Annotated in this window: 15 protein-coding genes and 1 pseudogene; 15 read left to right on the top strand and 1 reads right to left on the bottom strand. The window is 72.2% G+C overall.

Features of this window, described 5'->3' with window-relative positions:
* The first annotated feature begins 8 nt into the window (after window positions 1-8).
* The 15 genes and pseudogenes from ligA (at window position 9) to A6P39_RS14475 (ending at window position 17,137) form a co-directional block, all read left to right on the top strand.
* Window positions 9-2,207, top strand: coding sequence for an NAD-dependent DNA ligase LigA (ligA, locus tag A6P39_RS14540; RefSeq protein ID WP_067040627.1), 2,199 nt, complete (start codon window positions 9-11; stop codon window positions 2,205-2,207).
* Window positions 2,208-2,466: 259 nt separating this feature from the next.
* A complete protein-coding gene (locus tag A6P39_RS14535; protein WP_067040624.1) occupies window positions 2,467-4,722 on the top strand; it encodes a putative bifunctional diguanylate cyclase/phosphodiesterase in 2,256 nt (751 codons plus the stop codon).
* A gap of 108 nt (window positions 4,723-4,830) precedes the next feature.
* Window positions 4,831-4,998: pseudogene (locus A6P39_RS45500) on the top strand (DUF4267 domain-containing protein); the annotation flags it as partial.
* 26 nt (window positions 4,999-5,024) lie between these two features.
* A complete protein-coding gene (locus A6P39_RS14530) occupies window positions 5,025-5,519 on the top strand; it encodes a cupin domain-containing protein (protein WP_067040621.1) in 495 nt (164 codons plus the stop codon).
* Window positions 5,520-5,614: 95 nt separating this feature from the next.
* Window positions 5,615-5,911, top strand: coding sequence for an Asp-tRNA(Asn)/Glu-tRNA(Gln) amidotransferase subunit GatC (gatC, locus tag A6P39_RS14525; protein WP_006130840.1), 297 nt, complete (start codon window positions 5,615-5,617; stop codon window positions 5,909-5,911).
* Between the two features lie 5 nt (window positions 5,912-5,916).
* Complete coding sequence (gene gatA, locus A6P39_RS14520; protein ID WP_067040618.1) at window positions 5,917-7,416, top strand: Asp-tRNA(Asn)/Glu-tRNA(Gln) amidotransferase subunit GatA; 1,500 nt, start codon at window positions 5,917-5,919, stop codon at window positions 7,414-7,416.
* A complete protein-coding gene (locus A6P39_RS14515; RefSeq protein WP_067040616.1) occupies window positions 7,413-7,652 on the top strand; it encodes a hypothetical protein in 240 nt (79 codons plus the stop codon). Before gatA ends, A6P39_RS14515 begins: the two co-directional genes overlap by 4 nt.
* Before the next feature lie 16 nt (window positions 7,653-7,668).
* On the top strand, window positions 7,669-9,183 hold the full coding sequence (gene gatB / locus A6P39_RS14510) for an Asp-tRNA(Asn)/Glu-tRNA(Gln) amidotransferase subunit GatB (protein ID WP_067040614.1): 1,515 nt from the start codon (window positions 7,669-7,671) through the stop codon (window positions 9,181-9,183).
* A gap of 83 nt (window positions 9,184-9,266) precedes the next feature.
* Window positions 9,267-9,581: a hypothetical protein gene (locus A6P39_RS14505; protein WP_067040612.1), complete on the top strand. Its 315-nt coding sequence runs from the start codon at window positions 9,267-9,269 to the stop codon at window positions 9,579-9,581.
* A gap of 204 nt (window positions 9,582-9,785) precedes the next feature.
* Window positions 9,786-12,017: an MMPL family transporter gene (locus A6P39_RS14500; RefSeq protein WP_067040610.1), complete on the top strand. Its 2,232-nt coding sequence runs from the start codon at window positions 9,786-9,788 to the stop codon at window positions 12,015-12,017.
* Window positions 11,995-12,570, top strand: coding sequence for a GNAT family N-acetyltransferase (locus A6P39_RS14495; protein ID WP_067040608.1), 576 nt, complete (start codon window positions 11,995-11,997; stop codon window positions 12,568-12,570). The genes A6P39_RS14500 and A6P39_RS14495 overlap by 23 nt, the downstream gene beginning before the upstream one ends.
* Window positions 12,571-12,619: 49 nt before the next feature.
* The gene (locus tag A6P39_RS14490) at window positions 12,620-13,246 is read left to right on the top strand and encodes a hypothetical protein (RefSeq protein ID WP_067040605.1); all 627 of its coding nucleotides are present in this window, start codon (window positions 12,620-12,622) and stop codon (window positions 13,244-13,246) included.
* 195 nt (window positions 13,247-13,441) lie between these two features.
* Window positions 13,442-13,630 (top strand): hypothetical protein, encoded by a 189-nt coding sequence (locus A6P39_RS14485; RefSeq protein ID WP_067040603.1) that lies wholly within the window; start codon window positions 13,442-13,444, stop codon window positions 13,628-13,630.
* 149 nt (window positions 13,631-13,779) lie between these two features.
* Window positions 13,780-16,857: a helix-turn-helix transcriptional regulator gene (locus tag A6P39_RS14480; RefSeq protein ID WP_107304246.1), complete on the top strand. Its 3,078-nt coding sequence runs from the start codon at window positions 13,780-13,782 to the stop codon at window positions 16,855-16,857.
* 52 nt (window positions 16,858-16,909) lie between these two features.
* Complete coding sequence (locus tag A6P39_RS14475; RefSeq protein WP_067040601.1) at window positions 16,910-17,137, top strand: DUF6191 domain-containing protein; 228 nt, start codon at window positions 16,910-16,912, stop codon at window positions 17,135-17,137.
* A gap of 9 nt (window positions 17,138-17,146) precedes the next feature.
* On the opposite strand, the gene A6P39_RS14470 is transcribed toward A6P39_RS14475, so the two are convergent.
* Window positions 17,147-18,295, bottom strand: coding sequence for a PQQ-dependent sugar dehydrogenase (locus A6P39_RS14470; RefSeq protein ID WP_067040599.1), 1,149 nt, complete (start codon window positions 18,293-18,295; stop codon window positions 17,147-17,149).
* Window positions 18,296-18,399 lie beyond the last annotated feature (104 nt).

Below are 18,399 nucleotides of genomic sequence, written 5' to 3'. Positions count from 1 at the left end.
ACAACACGGTGGCCGGCGACAAGCAGCAGGCGGAGACGGCAGTGCCCGCCGAGGCACGTGACAAGCACGCGCAGCTCGCTGAGCAGATCGAGGAGCACCGCTTCCGGTACTACGTGAAGGACGCTCCCGTCATCAGCGACGCCGAGTTCGACAAACTCCTGAAGACCCTGGAGGCCCTGGAGGAGCAGTATCCGGAGCTGCGCACCCCGGACTCGCCGACCCAGAAGGTCGCGGGGTCGTACGCGACGGAGTTCACCGCGGTCGAGCACCGTCAGCGGATGCTGTCCCTCGACAACACCTTCAACGACGAGGAGCTGGCCGCCTGGGCCGACCGCATCGCGCGCGAACTCGGCGACCAGAAGTACCACTTCCTGTGCGAGCTGAAGGTCGACGGCCTCGCGGTCAACCTCACGTACGAGAACGGCCGCCTCACGCGCGCGGCCACCCGCGGCGACGGCCGCACCGGCGAGGACATCACGCCCAACGTCCGTACGATCGCGGAGATCCCGGACCGGCTCCACGGCGACGACGTCCCCGGCCTGGTGGAGATCCGCGGCGAGGTCTACTTCCCGATGGAGAAGTTCCTCGAGCTGAACGAACGCCTGGTCGCGGCCGGTGACAAGCCGTTCGCCAACCCCCGCAACGCCGCCGCCGGTTCGCTGCGCCAGAAGGACCCGCGCGTCACCGCCACCCGCCCGCTGCACATGGTCGTCCACGGCATCGGCGCCCTGGAGGGCTTCACGGGCATGACCCGCCTGTCCCAGGCGTACGACCTGCTGAAGACCTGGGGCCTGCCCACCTCCCCGCACAACCGGGTGGTCGACGACCTCGACGGCGTAAGGGAGTTCATCGCCCACTACGACGGCGAGATGCGCCACTCGGTGGAGCACGAGATCGACGGCGCCGTCGTCAAGCTGGACGAGATCCGCCTCCAGGGGCGCCTCGGCTCCACCGCGCGGGCACCCCGCTGGGCGATCGCCTACAAGTACGCGCCGGAAGAGGTCAACACCAAGCTCGTCGACATCAAGGTGGGCGTCGGCCGCACCGGCCGCGTCACGCCGTACGCCCAGGTGGAGCCGGTCACGGTCGCGGGCAGCGAGGTCGAGTTCGCCACCCTGCACAACCAGGAGGTCGTCAAGGCCAAGGGCGTGCTCATCGGGGACACGGTCGTCATCCGCAAGGCCGGTGATGTCATCCCGGAGATCCTCGGCCCGGTGGTCGACCTGAGGGACGGCGGCGAGCGGGAGTTCGTGATGCCGGCCGAGTGCCCCGAGTGCGGCACACCCCTGCGGCCCATGAAGGAGGGCGACATCGACCTCCGCTGCCCCAACGCCCGTACGTGCCCGGCCCAGTTGCGCGAGCGTGTGTCCTACCTCGCGGGCCGCGAATGCCTGGACATCGAGGGCTTCGGCGCGGTGGCCGCCGCCGCGCTCACCCGCCCGCTGGAGCCGGCCGACCCGCCGCTGGTGGACGAGGGCGACCTGTTCGACCTGACGGTGGAGAAGCTGCTGCCCATCAAGGCCTATGTCCTCGACCCCGACAGCGGTCTGCCCAAGCGGGACCCCAAGACGGGCGAGGAGAAGGTCGTCACGGTCTTCGCCAACCAGAAGGGCGAGCCGAAGAAGAACACCCTCGCCCTGCTGGAGAACGTCGAGGCGGCCAAGCAGCGCCCGCTGGCGAGATTCCTCAACGGCCTGTCCATCCGGCACGTCGGACCGGTGGCCGCGCAGGCCCTCGCCCGCGAGTTCCGCTCCCTCGACCGCATCGAACAGGCCACCGAGGAGGAGCTGGCGGCCACCGACGGCGTAGGCCCCATCATCGCCGCCGCGCTCAAGGAATGGTTCGCCGAGGAGTGGCACCGCGAGATCGTCCGCAAGTGGAAGGCCGCGGGGGTCCCGCTCGAGGACCGGTCGACCGGCGAGGACGAGGGCCCGCGCCCGCTGGAGGGGCTCACCGTCGTGGTCACCGGAACGCTGGAGAACTTCACCCGGGACGGCGCCAAGGACGCGCTGCAGAGCCGGGGCGCGAAGGTGACCGGATCGGTTTCGAAGAAGACTTCGTTCGTCGTTGTGGGTGAAGACCCTGGATCGAAGTACGCCAAGGCCGTGCAATTGAAGGTTCCGGTCCTGAACGAGGAGGGTTTCGGAGTCCTCTTGGAGCAGGGCCCGGACGCGGCGGCCGAAGTCGCGCTTCCGACCGAGGAGTAGCGGTTGAAGGCCACCCGATCGGCGCATATCAGATGCATACGGGTGGCCCGGGCGCATTCGGGCAACCGTCGACGACCGGTGCCCGTGGAAGCCTTCCGCGGCCTACTGTTGAGGTGTGCGCCTGCCGTGCCCAGCTGCGGTCGGGGCATCCCCGTGCGCTCCCAAGGCGCGGGGAACGTTTCTTCAACGCGGAGCCGCTGATGGGTGTGGGACATCGGGCCGCGTGGCGTGGGCACCGCCGGGTGTGAGAGGGACGGGAATGGAACCGACCGAGAGCGTCGCCCCGGACTCACGGCTGCGCCTGCGCCGTCGCGCGGGTGCCTGGCGGGGGACCCGGTGGACGGGACGGGACTTCGGGCGCGCATCCGGCCGGGCCCGCCGGGCCGGACCGGGCGTCGTCGCCGAGGCCCACCCGCCGATACCCCTGGCCGCCATCGAGCCCGCCCGCGGCCCGGGTGGCGCGGGCACCGACGCCGGCTCCGAGCGGCATCTGTCCTGGCCCGCGCTGCCCGCGGCCGTCGTGGCCGCCGCCGGATTCGTCCTGGGCGCCGGCTTCTACCGAGCCTTCACCGGCCACCACGCCCTCTTCCCGGGCGGCACGGCCGGCTGGTCGCTGGCCCTGCTCACCGGCGTCATCGTCGGCCACCTCGTCATGCTGGGCCGCGCCCGCTGGTGGGGCGGCACCGGCTCCGGCGCCGCCCTCACCCTCGCGGTCCTGCTGCTGTACGGCTGGGTGCCGGCCGGCATGGTCAGCCTCACCGTCGTCGTCCTGGTCGGCATCGCCCGGCGCCACCGCTGGCGGCAGGGCGTCCTGCACGGTGCGGTGGACATCCTCGGCATCGCCGCCGGTGCCCTGCTGCTCGGCGCGTGCGGCCGTGTCCCGAGCGTCGAGGCGACCTGGCGGCCCGGGAGCTGGAGCGTCGCCGCCGCCCCCGAAGTCGTCCTGGTCGCCGCCGCCTACCTCGCGGTCAGCCGCGGCCTGTTGTGGTACCTGCACGCCCCGCGCGACGGCAGGCTGCCCGCCGTCGACCGCGCCGCCCTGGTCAGGCAGGGGCTGGTCGCCGTCGCGCTGCTCGGTATCGCGCCCCTGCTGTGTGTCGTCGCCGACGCCCAGCCGATCCTGCTGCCGCTGTTCGCCATCCCGCTCATCGCCCTCGACTCCACCCTGTGGATGGCCCGCGCGCGTGCCGAGGAGCAGTTGCGCGACCCGCTGACCGGGCTGCCCAACCGGCAGTGGCTGCTGGAGCGGATCTGGACCGCCCTCGACGACGCCGAACGGATCGGCGCCCGCTCCGCCCTCATGCTGATCGACCTCGATCGTTTCCGGTCGGTGAACGACACCCTCGGTCATCTGGCCGGTGACCGGCTGCTGCTCCAGATAGCGGACCGGCTGCGGCTCGCGCTGCCGCGGGGAGCGGAGGCCGCGCGGCTCGGCGGGGACGAATTCGCGGTCTTACTGCCCGTAGCCGACTCCACCACGTCGGCCACCCGCGTCGCCCGCGGCCTCGTCGCCGCCCTCAGCTCCCCCCTCGACCTGGACGGCCTCACGCTCGTCCTGGAGGCCAGCGCCGGCGTCGCCGTCTTCCCCGACCACGCCCTGGACGCCGAAGGGCTGCTGCGCCGGGCCGATGTGGCGATGTACCAGGCGAAGCGGGACCGTACGGGCGTCGAGGTGTACGAGTCCAAGCGCGACTCCAACACCCCGGACCGGCTCGGCCTGCTGGGCGATCTGCGCCGGGCGCTGGACGCGCACGAGGTGCAGCTGCACTACCAGCCCAAGGTCCGCTTCGACGGCCAGGTCGCCGGCCTGGAGGCACTGGTGCGCTGGGTGCATCCCGAGCGCGGGAAGGTGCCGCCGGACGAGTTCATAGCGATCGCCGAGTCCTCCGGGCTGATGCCCCATCTCACCGAGTACGTCCTCGAGACCGCGCTCGGCCAGGTCGCCCGCTGGCGGGCCCAGGGCCTGCGGGTGCCGGTCGCCGTCAACGTCTCCCCGCGCGACGTCCACACCCCCGGCTTCGCCGGATCGGTCGCGGCCCGGCTGGCCCGGCACGGGGTCCCGGCGGGCGCCCTGCAGCTGGAGATAACCGAGCACGTCCTCCTCGAGGACCCGCAGCGCGCCGCCGACACCCTCGCCGGCCTCACCGGGCACGGGGTGAAGATGTCCCTGGACGACTTCGGCACCGGGTACTCCTCCCTGGTCCATCTGCGGCGCCTGCCGGTGAGCGAGCTGAAGATCGACCGCTCCTTCGTGGCCCGGCTGGCCGTCGACACCGAGGACGCGGAGATCGTGCGCTGCACCGTCGACCTGGCTCACTCGCTGGGGCTGCTCGTCGTCGCCGAGGGCGTGGAGGACGACGAGACGTGGGAGCGGCTGCGGGACATGGGCTGTGACGCGGTGCAGGGCTGGCTCGTCGCGGCCGCGATGCCCGCGGAGGAGACCACCGCCTGGCTGCGGGCACGGGGCTCACGCGGGTGGCAGCGGCCCCGTGCCGCGCTGCCCGCAGCCGAGTAGCTCCGCGGTTCCGCGCGCCTCGTGCGGGGCGCTCAGTTCTTCTTGCCCATGATCGCGTCCTCGCCCTTGAAGTGGCTGTGGAGGACCGGCCGGCTGTACTCGATCCCGGCGGCCGGTCACGGTGTCCCGGCCGGCCCGCGCGGCGACGCCCGCGCCCGTCTGCCGGTCAAGGGCCTGATCGTCCTGCGAGGCGGCGGCACGAAAGCCGTCGTCTTGGGGATCCACTTCGCCACCGTGGTCGTTGTACTGATCATTGCCGGACTGCTCCTCGTGGTCCGAGGACACTGCAAAGGGGAAACGTCATGTCACTGTTCGTGCCGGAGTTCGACGATTCCGTGATCGTCCGCGGTGCCGATGCCGAGGTGGTCGGAGGCGCCCCCGTCGGCGTCCGGCTGCTGGCCGACAACAGTGCGACCGGAGGGGCAATGTCCACCGTGCGCGTCACCCTGGCGGAGGGCGCCGACGGCGCGCGGCCCCACCTCCACCACACCGGGGCAGAGATGTTCTACCTGCTCGACGGGGCCGCCGAGATCCTCTCCGGCGACGACATCGTCACCGCCGAGCGCGGCGATCTCGTCATCGTCCCGCCGGAGAAACCGCACGCCTTCGCCGCCCTCCCGGACTCCACGGCGGACATCCTCATCGTCTTCGCACCGGGCATCGAGCGCTTCGAGTACTTCCGCCACCTCCAGCGCATCCGCCTCGGTGAGGCCACCCCGGAGAGCATCCTCGAGGTGCAGGACCGGTACGACAACCACTTCCTCAAGAGCGAGGTCTGGGAGGGCCGCCGGGGCTGACGGGCGGGTGACCGGGGAAACCGTTTCACGGCCACCCGGCCCCGCCCCATAGGATTGGCCCCAAACCACACACACTCACCCCAGAGGATCGCTGCATGCCTGGCATCACGCGCGAGGAGGTCGCCCACCTCGCCCGGCTGGCGCGTCTGGAGCTGAAGCCCGAAGAACTCGACCACTTCGCGGGACAGCTGGACGACATCATCGGCGCGGTCGCCCGCGTCAGCGAGGTCGCCGACCAAGACGTACCGCCGACCTCGCACCCGCTCCCGCTGACGAACGTCATGCGCGCGGACGAGGTCCGTCCCTCGCTCACCCCCGAGCAGGCGCTCAGTGGCGCCCCGGCCCAGGAGCAGCAGCGTTTCAAGGTGCCGCAGATCCTGGGGGAGGAGTGACCGCCATGACGGACAGCAACATCATCAAGCTCACGGCCGCGCAGATCGCCGAGAAGATCGCCTCCGGCGAACTGACGGCCGTCGAGGTCACCGAGGCCCACCTCGCCCGCATCGAGGCCGTCGACGAGAAGGTGCACGCCTTCCTGCACGTCGACCGCGAGGGCGCCCTCGCCCAGGCCCGCGCCGTGGACGAGAAGCGGGCCCGCGGCGAGAAGCTCGGCCCGCTGGCCGGCGTCCCGCTCGCGCTCAAGGACATCTTCACCACCGAGGGCGTGCCCACGACCGTCGGTTCGAAGATCCTCGAGGGCTGGATCCCGCCGTACGACGCGACGCTCACCAAGCGCCTGAAGGCCGCCGACGTCGTCATCCTCGGCAAGACCAACATGGACGAGTTCGCCATGGGGTCGTCGACGGAGAACAGCGCCTACGGCCCGACCGGCAACCCGTGGGACCTCACCAAGATCCCCGGCGGCTCCGGCGGCGGTTCCTCCGCCGCGCTCGCCTCCTTCGAGGCCCCGCTCGCCATCGGCACCGACACCGGCGGCTCCATCCGCCAGCCGGCGGCCGTCACCGGCACGGTCGGCGTGAAGCCGACGTACGGCGCGGTCTCCCGTTTCGGCATGGTCGCCTTCTCGTCCTCCCTGGACCAGGGCGGCCCCTGTGCCCGTACGGTCCTCGACGCGGCCCTGCTGCACGAGGTCATCGCCGGGCACGACCCGCTGGACTCCACCTCCATCGACGCCCCGGTCCCTCCGGTCGTCGAGGCCGCCCGCAACGGCAGTGTCGCGGGCATGCGCGTCGGCGTCGTCAAGCAGTTCCGCGGCGAGGGCTACCAGGCCGGTGTCATCCAGCGCTTCGACGAGTCCGTCGCCCTGCTGAAGGAGCTGGGCGCCGAGATCGTCGAGCTGGACTGCCCGTCCTTCGACCTCGCCCTGTCGGCGTACTACTTGATCGCGCCGTCCGAGTGCTCCTCCAACCTCGCCCGCTTCGACGGCCTGCGCTACGGCCTGCGGACTGGCGACGACGGCGGTCACTCGGCCGAGGAGGTCACCTCCCTGACCCGCGAGGCCGGCTTCGGTCCCGAGGTCAAGCGCCGCATCATGCTCGGCACGTACGCCCTGTCGAGCGGGTACTACGACGCGTACTACGGCTCCGCGCAGAAGGTCCGCACGCTCATCACGCGGGACTTCGAGAAGGCCTTCGAGCAGGTCGACGTCATCGTCTCGCCGACGACGCCTACCACCGCCTTCGCGATCGGCGAGCGCGCCGACGACCCGATGGCGATGTACCTCGCGGACCTGTGCACCATCCCGACCAACCTGGCGGGCAACGCGGCCATGTCCCTGCCGTGCGGCCTCGCCCCGGAGGACAACCTCCCGGTCGGCCTGCAGATCATCGCCCCGGCGCTGCAGGACGACCGCCTGTACAAGGTGGGCGCCGCCGTCGAGGCCGCCTTCGTGGAAAAGTGGGGACACCCGCTGCTGGAGGAGGCTCCGTCACTGTGAGCGCACTGTCCAAGGCCAAGGGCTTCAAGAAGTCCAAGTCCGGTACGTACCTGTCCATGGCCACCACCGCGTTCGGCGCGGTCGGTGTCGCCAAGCAGATCAAGAAGGCCCGCGCCGAGCACGACACGCTGCGGCTGATCGACGCCACGGTCTCCGCCGCGGCGATCGTGACCGGCCTCGCGATCCTCTACCGCGAGCTGAAGCGGCTGGGCGACGACGACGTCCTGCTGGGCTGAGAGGGAAGTTTTCACCGTGACCACCACGACCGACCTGGTGTCGTACGAGGACGCGCTGGCGTCGTACGACCCCGTCATGGGCCTCGAGGTCCATGTCGAACTCGGCACCAAGACCAAGATGTTCTGCGGGTGTTCGACCGAGCTGGGTGCCGACCCTAACTCGCAGACCTGCCCGACCTGCCTCGGCCTGCCCGGCGCGCTCCCGGTCGTCAACGCGACCGGCGTCGAGTCCGCGATCAAGATCGGCCTCGCGCTGAACTGCGAGATCGCCGAATGGTGCCGCTTCGCCCGGAAGAACTACTTCTATCCGGACATGCCGAAGAACTTCCAGACCTCCCAGTACGACGAGCCGATCGCCTTCAACGGCTACCTCGACGTACAGCTGGAGGACGGCGAGACCTTCCGCGTGGAGATCGAGCGCGCCCACATGGAGGAGGACACCGGCAAGTCGACGCACGTCGGCGGCGCCACGGGCCGTATCCACGGCGCGTCCCACTCCCTGCTCGACTACAACCGCGCGGGCATCCCGCTCATCGAGATCGTCACCAAGCCCATCGTCGGCGCCGGCGAGCGCGCCCCCGAGGTGGCGAAGGCGTACGTCCGTGAGCTGCGCGAGGTCATCCGGGCCCTCGGCGTGTCCGAGGCCCGTATGGAGATGGGCCAGATGCGCTGCGACGTGAACCTGTCGCTGATGCCCAAGGGCAGCGAGAAGTTCGGCACGCGCTCCGAGACGAAGAACGTCAACTCCCTGCGCTCGGTGGAGCGTGCGGCCCGCTTCGAGATCATGCGCCACGCGGCCGTGCTCTCCGGCGGCGGCACGATCGTCCAGGAGACCCGCCACTTCCACGAGGACACCGGGTCCACGACCTCGGGCCGCGTGAAGGAAGAGGCCGAGGACTACCGGTACTTCCCCGAGCCGGACCTGGTGCCGGTGGCCCCCTCCCGCGAGTGGGTCGAGGAGATCCGCGCGGCCCTGCCCGAGATGCCGCTGGCCCGCCGCACCCGGCTGCTCGCCGAGTGGGGCATCTCGGCCACCGACATGCAGGCGATCCTCAACGCCGGTGCGCTGGACCCGATCGTCGCCACGATCGACGCCGGTGCCGACGCGGCCTCGGCCCGCAAGTGGTGGATGGGCGAACTGGCGCGCAGCGCCAACGAGTCCGGCAAGGCGCTGGACGAGCTGGCCATCACGCCGCAGCAGGTGGCCCGGGTCACCGAGCTGGTCGCGAAGGGCGACCTGAACGACAAGCTGGCCCGTCAGGTCATCGAGGGCGTCCTCGCGGGCGAGGGCACCCCGGACGAGGTCGTCGACAAGCGCGGCCTGAAGGTCGTCTCCGACGAGGGCGCGCTGACCACCGCCGTCGAGGAGGCCATCGCCGGCAACCCGGCCATCGCGGACAAGATCCGCGGCGGCAAGGTGGCCGCGGCCGGCGCCCTGGTCGGCGCCGTCATGAAGGCCACCCGGGGGCAGGCCGACGCGGCCCGCGTCAAGGAGCTGATCCTTCAGAAGCTGGGTGTCGGCGAAGGCTGAACCCGCGTTCGGTGAGGCCCCGGAGGCATGTCCTCCGGGGCCTCTTCTCTGCTTCCCGGCCAAAGGCGCTACGCTCGCCCGCCATGAGCGCACGTACCGATTCCGGCACCGAACCCGCCATAACCGAAGCGGAGGACCTGGCGGACCACGTCGGACAGGCCCGGCAGGCCCGCTGGCTGGCCGCCGGTACCGGAGTGCTGCTGACCCTCGCCGGTCTCGCCGCCTCCCTGTTCAAGCTCACCGGTTCCGCTCCCGCGCGCGTTCCCGCCGCCTACGCCCTCGGTGCCCTCGTGTGCGCCCTCGCCGCGCTGCTCGGAGCCAGAGGCCGTACCCGCAGGGCCCTGTGGCTGATGATCGCCGGGACGATGGTCATGGCGCTGGGGGACCAGTTCGACTGAAGTGAGCGGGGAGGCGACAGAGTTCGCCCAACTGTCCTGTGACCTGCCTCCCACTCGTGTGAAGAAGCCCACGAACGCGGCAAACGATCACTTTCGCCTGCAAGAGTGTCCTGCGATTGCTCATCCGTTCTTTGCGGGCTGTTCAGTTTATGGACGATCGTTCCCGGCCAAAGATCCACAAATCGTCATCCTGGGAGCACGTCCGTGGCAGACCTCGCCCGTTGGTGTGTCCGGCATCGGCTGATCGCCGTGCTGCTGTGGCTCCTCGCCTTCGGTGGGACGAGCGCGGCCGCCGCCGTCGCCGGTACGTCGTACTCGAACGACTACCAGGTCCCGGGCACCGAGTCCGGCAGGGCGGAGCAGCTGCTCAAGCAGGGCTTCCCGGGCCTGGGCGGGGACAGCGACACCGTTGTCTGGCACACCGCGGGCGGCACCGTCCGGGACACCGGCGTCGAGCAGGCCATGACCCGCACCCTCGACCGGATCTCCGCCCTGCCCGGTGTGGCCTCGGTGTCCGGCCCGTACGGCCGTGCGGGCGCGCACCGGATCAGCGACGACGGTCGTACGGCCTACGCCACCGTCACCTTCGGCCGGCCGTCCGAGGAGATCGGCAAGTCCGAGGCGCAGGCCGTGGTGCGCACCGCCAAGGCGGCCGAACGCGACGGGCTCCAGGTGGAACTGGGCGGCGACGCGATAGCACTCACCGCCTCCCCGCGCGAGCACACCGCCGAGCTGGTCGGTGTGCTCGTCGCCGCCGTCGTGCTGTTCCTCGCCTTCGGTTCGCTCGCCGCCTCCCTGCTGCCCATCGCCACGGCGCTGGTCGGTGTCGGCACCGCGTACGCCGGCATCGGGCTGCTCGGACATGCCATGACCGTCGCCGACTTCGCGCCCATGCTCGGCATGCTCATCGGCCTCGGCGTCGGCATCGACTACGCGCTGTTCATAGTGACCAGACACCGGCGCGGTCTCAAACGCGGCCTGAGCGCCACCGAGGCCGCCGTGAACGCCGTGGCCACCACCGGACGAGCCGTGGTGTTCGCGGGTGCGACGGTGTGCATCGCCCTGCTGGGGATGCTGATACTGCGGCTGGGCTTCCTCAACGGGGTCGCCGTGGCGGCCTCGTTGACGGTGGTGCTCACCGTCGCCGCCTCGGTCACGCTGCTGCCCGCCCTGCTGTCGTACATCGGACCGCGCGCCCTCAGCCGCCGCGAGCGGCGCCGGCTCGCCGCGCACGGGCCGCACCCGGAGCTGCCCACGGGCCTCGCCGCCCGGTGGTCGGCGCTGGTCGAACGCCGCCCCAAGCTGCTCGGCGCGTTCGCCGTCGCCGTCATCGCCGTACTCGCGCTGCCCACCCTCTCCCTGCACCTCGGCACCTCCGACCAGGGCAACGACCCCCGCACCTCCACCACCCGCAAGGCCTACGACCTGCTCGCCGAGGGCTTCGGGCCCGGCGTGAACGGGCCGCTCACCCTGGTGACCCGGGTGGACGGAGCCGCCGACAAGCTCGTCCTGGACGGCCTCGACACCACGCTGCGCGCCACCCGGGGTGTGGCCTCCGTCACCCCGGTCACCTACGACACCGGCGGCGGGACCGCCTACCTCACGGTCGTCCCCGCCTCGGCGCCCCAGTCGCAGGACACCAGCGACCTCGTGGACCGGCTGCGCAACCAGGTGCTGCCCCGCGCGCAGACCGGTACCTCCCTCGACATCCAGGTCGGCGGGGTCACGGCCGGCTACGACGACTTCGCGGATGTGATTGTCGGCAAACTGCCGCTGTTCGTCGGCGCGGTCATCGGGCTCGGCTGTCTCCTGCTGCTCGTCGCGTTCCGCTCGCTCGGCATCCCGCTGAAGGCAGCCGTGATGAACATCGCCGCCGTGGCCGCCGCGTTCGGCGTCGTCGTCGCCGTCTTCCAGTGGGGCTGGGGCAGCGAACTGCTCGGCCTCGGCCGGGCCGGGCCCATCGAGCCCTTCCTCCCGGTGATCATGGTCTCGGTCCTCTTCGGCCTCTCCATGGACTACCAGGTCTTCCTGGTCAGCCGGATGTACGAGGAATGGCTGGAGACCGGCGACAACCGGCGCGCCGTCCGCGTGGGCCTCGCCGAGACCAGCCGGGTCATCAACTCCGCCGCGGTCATCATGATCTCGGTCTTCCTCGCCTTCGTGCTCAGCGGTGACCGGGTCATCGCCATGTTCGGCATCGCGCTGGCCTCCGCCGTCGCCCTCGACGCGTTCGTGCTGCGCACGCTGCTCGTGCCCGCGCTGATGCATCTGCTCGGCGCCGCCAACTGGTGGCTGCCCGCCTGGCTGGAGCGCCGCCTGCCGCGCATCAGCATCGAGCCGCCCGAGTGCCGCACCGCGCATGAGAGGCTCGGGACCGTTTCGATGGCACGGCTGGGCGAGGAACAGGAGCACGATGTACGCGATATCCCTGGGTGATGACGGCGCCGAGCTGCGGCCCCTGGAGGTGTGGCACGCAGAGGAGGTCCTCGCCTGCATCGACCGGGGACGGGAGTTCATCGGCCGGCACATCGGGCTGGCGGAGGTGGTGTCCGACCTGGACGGAGCGCGTGCGTGGGTGACGTCGTACGCCCACAAGCGGGCCGCCGACGGCGGGAGTCTGCACGGCATCTGGCTGGACGGCACGCTGGTGGGCGGGCTGCTGTTCCGCGTCTGGGACACCCCGGGCGGTGTGTGCGAGGCGGGCTGCTGGCTGGAGCCGGCGGCGGCCGGTCGCGGACTGGTCACGCGGGGCATGCGGGTGCTGCTGGACTGGGCCTTCGAGGAACGCGGCATGCACCGTGCGGAGTGGCACGTCTCCCCGGCCAACGAGCCCAGCATCAACGTGGCCCGGCGGCTCGGCATGGTCCGCGAGGGCGTGCTCCGCGAGAACTACCCGCACCGGGGCGTGCGCACCAGCACCGAGATCTGGTCGGTCCTCGCCCCCGAATGGCGTGCGGCACGCGCGCGTGCCGCACACGACGCACCCTGACATTCGATCATTAAGAGACCTCTCAGACAGCGTCCGTACGGTGCCAGGCATGGCTACGAAGACAGACGAAGACGCCGGGACGGGCGCTCCCGGCACCGAGGCACAGGCGCAGGGCGACGAGACGGCGGCGGTGGCCGCGAAGGATCCTGAGGAGGGCGCCGCGCCGGCGGACGCCGGACACGAGGACGCCGCCGGGCAGGAAGCTCTTGAGCAGGAAGCTCTCGAGGAGGAGGCGCTCGAGGACGCCGACGAGGAGCAGGAACCGGCGCAGGAGAAGGTGCCCTCCGGAGTCGGACAGGGCGCCGGCGCCGTCGTCTCCGCCGCGCTGGGCCTGGTCTCGCTCAGCGGCGGCTGGATCGGCACCGTCGCGGGCGCCCGCCAGCAGCTCATCGGCCAGCTGCACACCTCCTCCACCGCGGCCGTCGCCAAGCAGATCAAGGCGGTCTACGGCGACGCCTGGCACAGCACCGCACTGTGGGCCGGTCTGTTCGCGCTGGCCGCACTGCTGACCGGCGTGGTCGTGCTCGCCCGGCCCGCGTTCGGCGTTCCGGGCCGCCCGCAGGCGCCCTGGATCAAGTCGGTCGCCTGGGCGGGCATCTCGCTCGGTGTCATCGGCCTGCTCCTGGCCGTCCTCAAGTACTCCGACGCGCTGCTCGGCCTGCCCTCGGCGAGCTGAGGAACCACAGGTCCCGGGGGGCCTTAGGCGATCATGAGCACCTTACGGATTCCCTGAGGCCCCTTACGCGCGCGTGCGGCCCGTGAGCGGCGCGAAGATACGGAACTCTCCCGATGTGGCACACCCCCCTGGGAGACGAGGGTGGAGGCATCGCAGAACGCGAAGCACGACACCGCCTCTCCCGAAGGAAACGCCATGCTCGAGATGGATCTCAAGGCCCGCGCCGCCCAGCTGATGCGCGAGGCCGAGCACGCGCGGCTGGTGCGCTCCGTCACCCGGGCCCGCCGCGACGCCCGCGACCCGCAGCCGGCCGGTCACGACGGCACGGGTGCCGAGTCCCATACCGAACGGCCCCGCCGGCTCCGGCTCCCACGCACCGCGTGAACCCCGGGCCGGCGGGCCGGGGCGGGACGGAAGGAGGCCGTACGGGGGTCGGCCGCCTTCCGTCCCTCGCTACGACCATCCCGGCTGTCAGTACGACGATCGCACCGGACCTGTGGAAAACCAGTGACCCGCTCCCCGGACCTCGTGCGATGCTCGGGCCCGTGGAGACCAGGTCCGTCAGTCCCGTGTTCGTCGGCCGCACCGACGAGTTGGACACGCTGAACGAAGCGCTCGCCCGCGCCGCCGCCGGCGAGCCACAGGCGCTGCTGCTCGGCGGTGAGGCCGGCGTCGGCAAGACCCGCCTCGTCGAGGAGTTCGCCGCGGGCGCCGGCCGGCGTGCCGTGGTGGCCGTCGGCGGCTGCGTCGAGGTCGGCGCGGACGGGCTGCCGTTCGCCCCCTTCTCCACCGCGCTGCGCGCCCTGCGCGACGCCCTGCCCGAGCAGTTCGCCACGGCCGCGCACGGACAGGAGGAGGAGCTGGCCCGGCTCCTGCCCGACCTGGGCGAGGCCGGCGCCGGCCGCCACGACGAGCAGGGCATGGCCCGCCTGTTCGAGCTGACCGCCCGGCTGCTGGAGCGCGTCGCCGCCGAGCAGCCGGTCGTGTTCGTCCTGGAGGACCTGCACTGGGCCGACGCCTCCACCCGCCATCTCCTCGCCTACCTGTTGCGCACCCTGCGCGCCGGCCGGCTCCTCGTGCTCGCCAGCTACCGCTCGGACGACATCCACCGCCGCCACCCGCTGCGCCCCCTGCTCGCCGAACTCGACCGGCTGCGCACCGTCCGCCGCATCGAACTCGCCCGCTTCACCCGCGAGGAGGTCGGCCGCCAGATCGCCGGCATCCTCGCCGCCGAGCCCGACCCCGCCCGGGTGGACGTGATCTTCGAACGCTCCGACGGCAACGCCTTCTTCGTCGAGGAACTCGCCGTCGCCGGCTGCGAGGGCCGCTGCACCGGCCTCACCGACTCCCTGCGCGATCTGCTCCTGGTCCGGGTGGAGCGGCTGCCCGAGAGCGCCCAGCGGGTCGCCCGGATCGTCGCCGAGGGCGGCTCCACCGTGGAGTACCGGCTGATCGCCGCCGTCGCCCAGCTCACCGAGGACGACCTCATCGAGGCGCTGCGGGCCGCCGTCGGCGCCAACATCCTCACGGTCACCCCGGCCGGCGACGGCTACCGCTTCCGGCACTCCCTGGTCCGCGAGGCCGTCGCCGACGACCTGCTGCCCGGCGAACGCTCCCGGCTCAACCGCCGCTACGCCGAGGCCCTGGAGGCGGACCCCGCGCTGGTCCCGGCCGACGCGCGCGTGACGCGCCTGGCCAGCTACTGGTACCACGCGCGTGACGCCGCCAAGGCCCTGCCCGCCGTCCTGGACGCCTCCGTCGCGGCCCGCCGCCGGCATGCCTACACCGAGCAACTGGGGCTCCTGGAGCGGGCGATGGAGCTGTGGGACAGCGCCCCCGAGGAGGTGCGCTCCGCCCTGCGCCCGGTGGACTACACCGAGGACTACCCGCCGTGCGGCTGCGACCCGGCCACCACACCGCTGCGCTATCTCGACCTGATGGCCGAGGCCGCCGTCGCGGGCCGCTTCGGCGGCGAGCGGGAACGCGCGCTGAAGATCACCAAGCGCGCGCTGCGCCTCCTGGAGGACGACCCGAACCCTCCGCCCGGCGCTCCGCACGGTTCGGGCAAGGGCGACCCCCAGCGCGCCGCCTGGTTCTGGATCCAGCGCTCCCGCCTGGTCCAGGCCCTGGCCCGCGGCGACGGCTGGCAGGAACTGGCCACCGCCCAGGACCTGGTGCGCGGCCTGCCGCCCTCGGAGGTGCACGCCGAGGTCCTCGCCCTCGTCGCCAACTGGTCCATGCTGCACCGGCCGGGACCCGAGGCCTTCGCCGCGGCCGAGCGGGCCGTGGAGTACGCGCGCATGGTGGGCGCCCGCGACACCGAACTGCACGCGCGGCTCACCCTCGGCGGTCTCAAGGTCGACTCCGGCGACACCCGGACCGGCCTCGCGGAGATGCGGCAGGTGCTGCGGGACACCCTCGCCGAGGGCGTGTTCCAGGTCGCGGGCCGCGCCTATGTGAACCTGCCGTCCGAGCTGCAGAGCGTCGGCCGCGACCGGGAGGCCGTCCCGCTGCTGCACGAGGGCATCGCCTTCGCCCGCGCGCACGGGCTGCTGGACTCCGAGGACTGGATCCGGGGCAACCTCTCCGAGGTGCTCTACGCACTCGGCCAGTGGCCCCAGGCCGCCGAGGCCGCCGCCCACACGGCCCGGGGCGGCCACAGCGCCAAGGCCCGCGGCCAGGGCGCCCTGCGCCTGGCCTACCTCGCCCTGGCCCGCGGCGACCTCGCCGAGGCCGACCGGCACCTCACGGCGGCCCGCGCCCATTACGGCACCCACGACCCCATGCCCCAGCACTCCCTGCCGGTGGCGCGTATCACCCTCGGCCTCGCCGCCGCCGAGGGCCGCATCGACGACGTCCGCGCCGAGCTGCTCCAGGCCCTGGACGCCGGGTTCCCGCCCGGCACCCACCGCTACGGCTGGCCGCTGCTGCTGGCGGCCGCCACCGCCGAGGCCGACACCCGCACCCTGCCCGCCGCCCGGCCCGGCCGGCAAGAGACCCTCGACCGCCTCGTCGTGGCCGTCCGCAACCTCACCACCGGCGTCCCGCTGTGGCAGGCCTACGAGCAGTGGACCCGAGCCGAACTGCTGCGCGCGCAGGGCATGGACACCACCGACGCCTGGTCGCCGGTGGTCACCGCCTTCGAGTGCCTGGACCGCCCCTACGACCTCGCCCGGGTCCGTCACCGCCTCGCCGCGGCCCTCCTCGCCGACGGCGGCGACGATGAACGCGACCGCGCGGTGGACCTGCTGCGGCTGTCCGGGGCGGTCGCCGCCCACCTCGGCGCCCGCCCCCTCGCCGACGCGGTCACCACTCTCGCCCAGCGCGCCCGCCTCAGCCTGACCCACGCCCCGCGCCAGGCCCTCGCCGCCGACCCGGCCGCGTCCCTGGGCCTGACCAGCCGGGAGCGGGACGTCCTGCGCCTGGTCTCGGCCGGCCGCACCAACCGCCAGATAGCCGAGGAGCTGTTCATCTCCCCGAAGACGGCGAGCGTCCACGTCTCCAACATCCTGAGCAAGCTCGGCGTCTCGGGCAGAGGGGAGGCGGCGGCGCTGGCGCACCGGCTCGGCCTGTTTCCGGCCGAGACGGCCACTGCGCCCACGGCGGGCTGACTCGTACGCTGGTGGAGGAAACGGGCCAGGGGGAGGAAGCGGGGGAGAAGCCGTGTTCAACGCCTTCGAGGAACTGTTCGCGCCCAGCCGCAAGCACACCCACGACGAGGAGAACCGTCTGGAACTGACCCGGGAGGACGTCGGAGACACCGACCCCGGCCGGGGGCCGATAGACCTGACTTCGGGAAGGGTCGTCGTACGCCTGCCCAAGGCGCCGCCCGCGGAAGCGGAGACCCCGCAAGCGGAGACCCCGCAAGCGGACAGCGCGGACGGTGCCTAGCAGCAGCCGTCACCGCACCTGGAGTTCCAGCACCCGGTCGTCCCCCTTCGCGGGCCGGCCCCGGCCGTCGGTGTTGCTCGTCACCAGCCAGAGCCTGTCGCCGCCTGCCGCGACGACCGTGCGCAGGCGGCCGTACCGGCCGGTGAGGAAGGCCTGCGGGGCCGCGGCGGCCTCCGTGCCCCTGAGCGGGACGCGCCACAGACGCCGGCCCTTCAGGCCCGCCGTCCAGATCACGCCGTCGACGTACGCGATGCCGCTGGGGGAGGCGTCGTCGGTGTGCCACTGGGCGAGCGGGTTCTGGAAGGCGGCGTCGGAGGACCTGCCCTCGGCGGCCGGCCAGCCGTAGTCGCCGCCGGGCTTGATCGCGTTCAGCTCGTCCCAGGTGTCCTGCCCGAACTCCGAGGCGAACAGCCGCTGTCGGCCGTCCCAGGCCAGGCCCTGCACATTCCGGTGGCCGTACGAGTACACCGGTGAGCCGGGGAAGGGATTGCCCGGCGCCGGATCGCCGTCGGGGGTCAGCCGCAGGATCTTGCCGCCGAGAGACTTACTGTCCTGGGCGAGACCCCGCTCTCCGCTCTCGCCGGTGCCCGCGTACAGCATCCCGTCCGGGCCGAAGGCGATACGGCCGCCATTGTGGACGGCGCCCTTGGGAATGCCCCTGAACACCGTGTCCGGAGCGCCCAGTTGCTCACCGGGCGGCTTGCGCTCGTCGTAGAGCACGCGGACGATGCGGTTGTCCGACGCGGAGGTGAAGTAGGCGTAGATCATGTGGTCCGAGGCGTAGCCGGGGGAGAGGGCGATGCCCAGCAGGCCGCCCTCGCGGGCCGGCGAGACCCCGGAGACCGTGCCCAGCTCGGTCTTCCGGCCGGTCTCCTCGTCGATCCGGGTGATCGTCCCGTCGTCGCGGGAGGAGACCAGCAGGGCGCCGTCCGGCAGCGGGGCCAGCCCCCAGGGTGTCTTCAGCCCCTCGGCCACCGTGCGCAGCACCTTCACCGAGCCCCTGGCGGGCGGCACCGGGTCGGCGGCCCGTCCGGAGGGGGTGGCGCCGCTCGAGCGGGTGAGCCCGCCGCCGAGCGGGAGCCGCCCGCCCGGGGAGCCGTCCCCGCCCGAGGAACAGCCGGCCGCCAGCAGCAGCGCGGCGGCCAACACGGCTGTCACAGCGCGACGTTGCACGATGAAGATCCCTTCGGACGGCAGCGTGACCGGCCCCCTCAACCTCTCACACCCACGTCCCGCCCGGGCCTCCCGGCCGTCGGCCCCCG

It is taken from the genome of Streptomyces sp. FXJ1.172 (genome assembly GCF_001636945.3).
GTDB lineage: Bacteria > Actinomycetota > Actinomycetes > Streptomycetales > Streptomycetaceae > Streptomyces.
Note: the sequence above shows the minus strand (reverse complement) of the source record. Positions and strands in the feature narration are given on the sequence as shown.

Coding starts and splice junctions, on each gene's coding strand:
- A6P39_RS14490 (WP_067040605.1), top strand. CDS start 12,620: ATGGCTACGAAGACAGACGAAGACGCCGGGACGGGCGCTCCCGGCACC.
- A6P39_RS14495 (WP_067040608.1), top strand. CDS start 11,995: ATGTACGCGATATCCCTGGGTGATGACGGCGCCGAGCTGCGGCCCCTG.
- gatC (WP_006130840.1), top strand. CDS start 5,615: ATGCCTGGCATCACGCGCGAGGAGGTCGCCCACCTCGCCCGGCTGGCG.
- gatA (WP_067040618.1), top strand. CDS start 5,917: ATGACGGACAGCAACATCATCAAGCTCACGGCCGCGCAGATCGCCGAG.
- A6P39_RS14530 (WP_067040621.1), top strand. CDS start 5,025: ATGTCACTGTTCGTGCCGGAGTTCGACGATTCCGTGATCGTCCGCGGT.
- A6P39_RS14535 (WP_067040624.1), top strand. CDS start 2,467: ATGGAACCGACCGAGAGCGTCGCCCCGGACTCACGGCTGCGCCTGCGC.
- A6P39_RS14485 (WP_067040603.1), top strand. CDS start 13,442: ATGCTCGAGATGGATCTCAAGGCCCGCGCCGCCCAGCTGATGCGCGAG.
- A6P39_RS14480 (WP_107304246.1), top strand. CDS start 13,780: ATGCTCGGGCCCGTGGAGACCAGGTCCGTCAGTCCCGTGTTCGTCGGC.
- A6P39_RS14505 (WP_067040612.1), top strand. CDS start 9,267: ATGAGCGCACGTACCGATTCCGGCACCGAACCCGCCATAACCGAAGCG.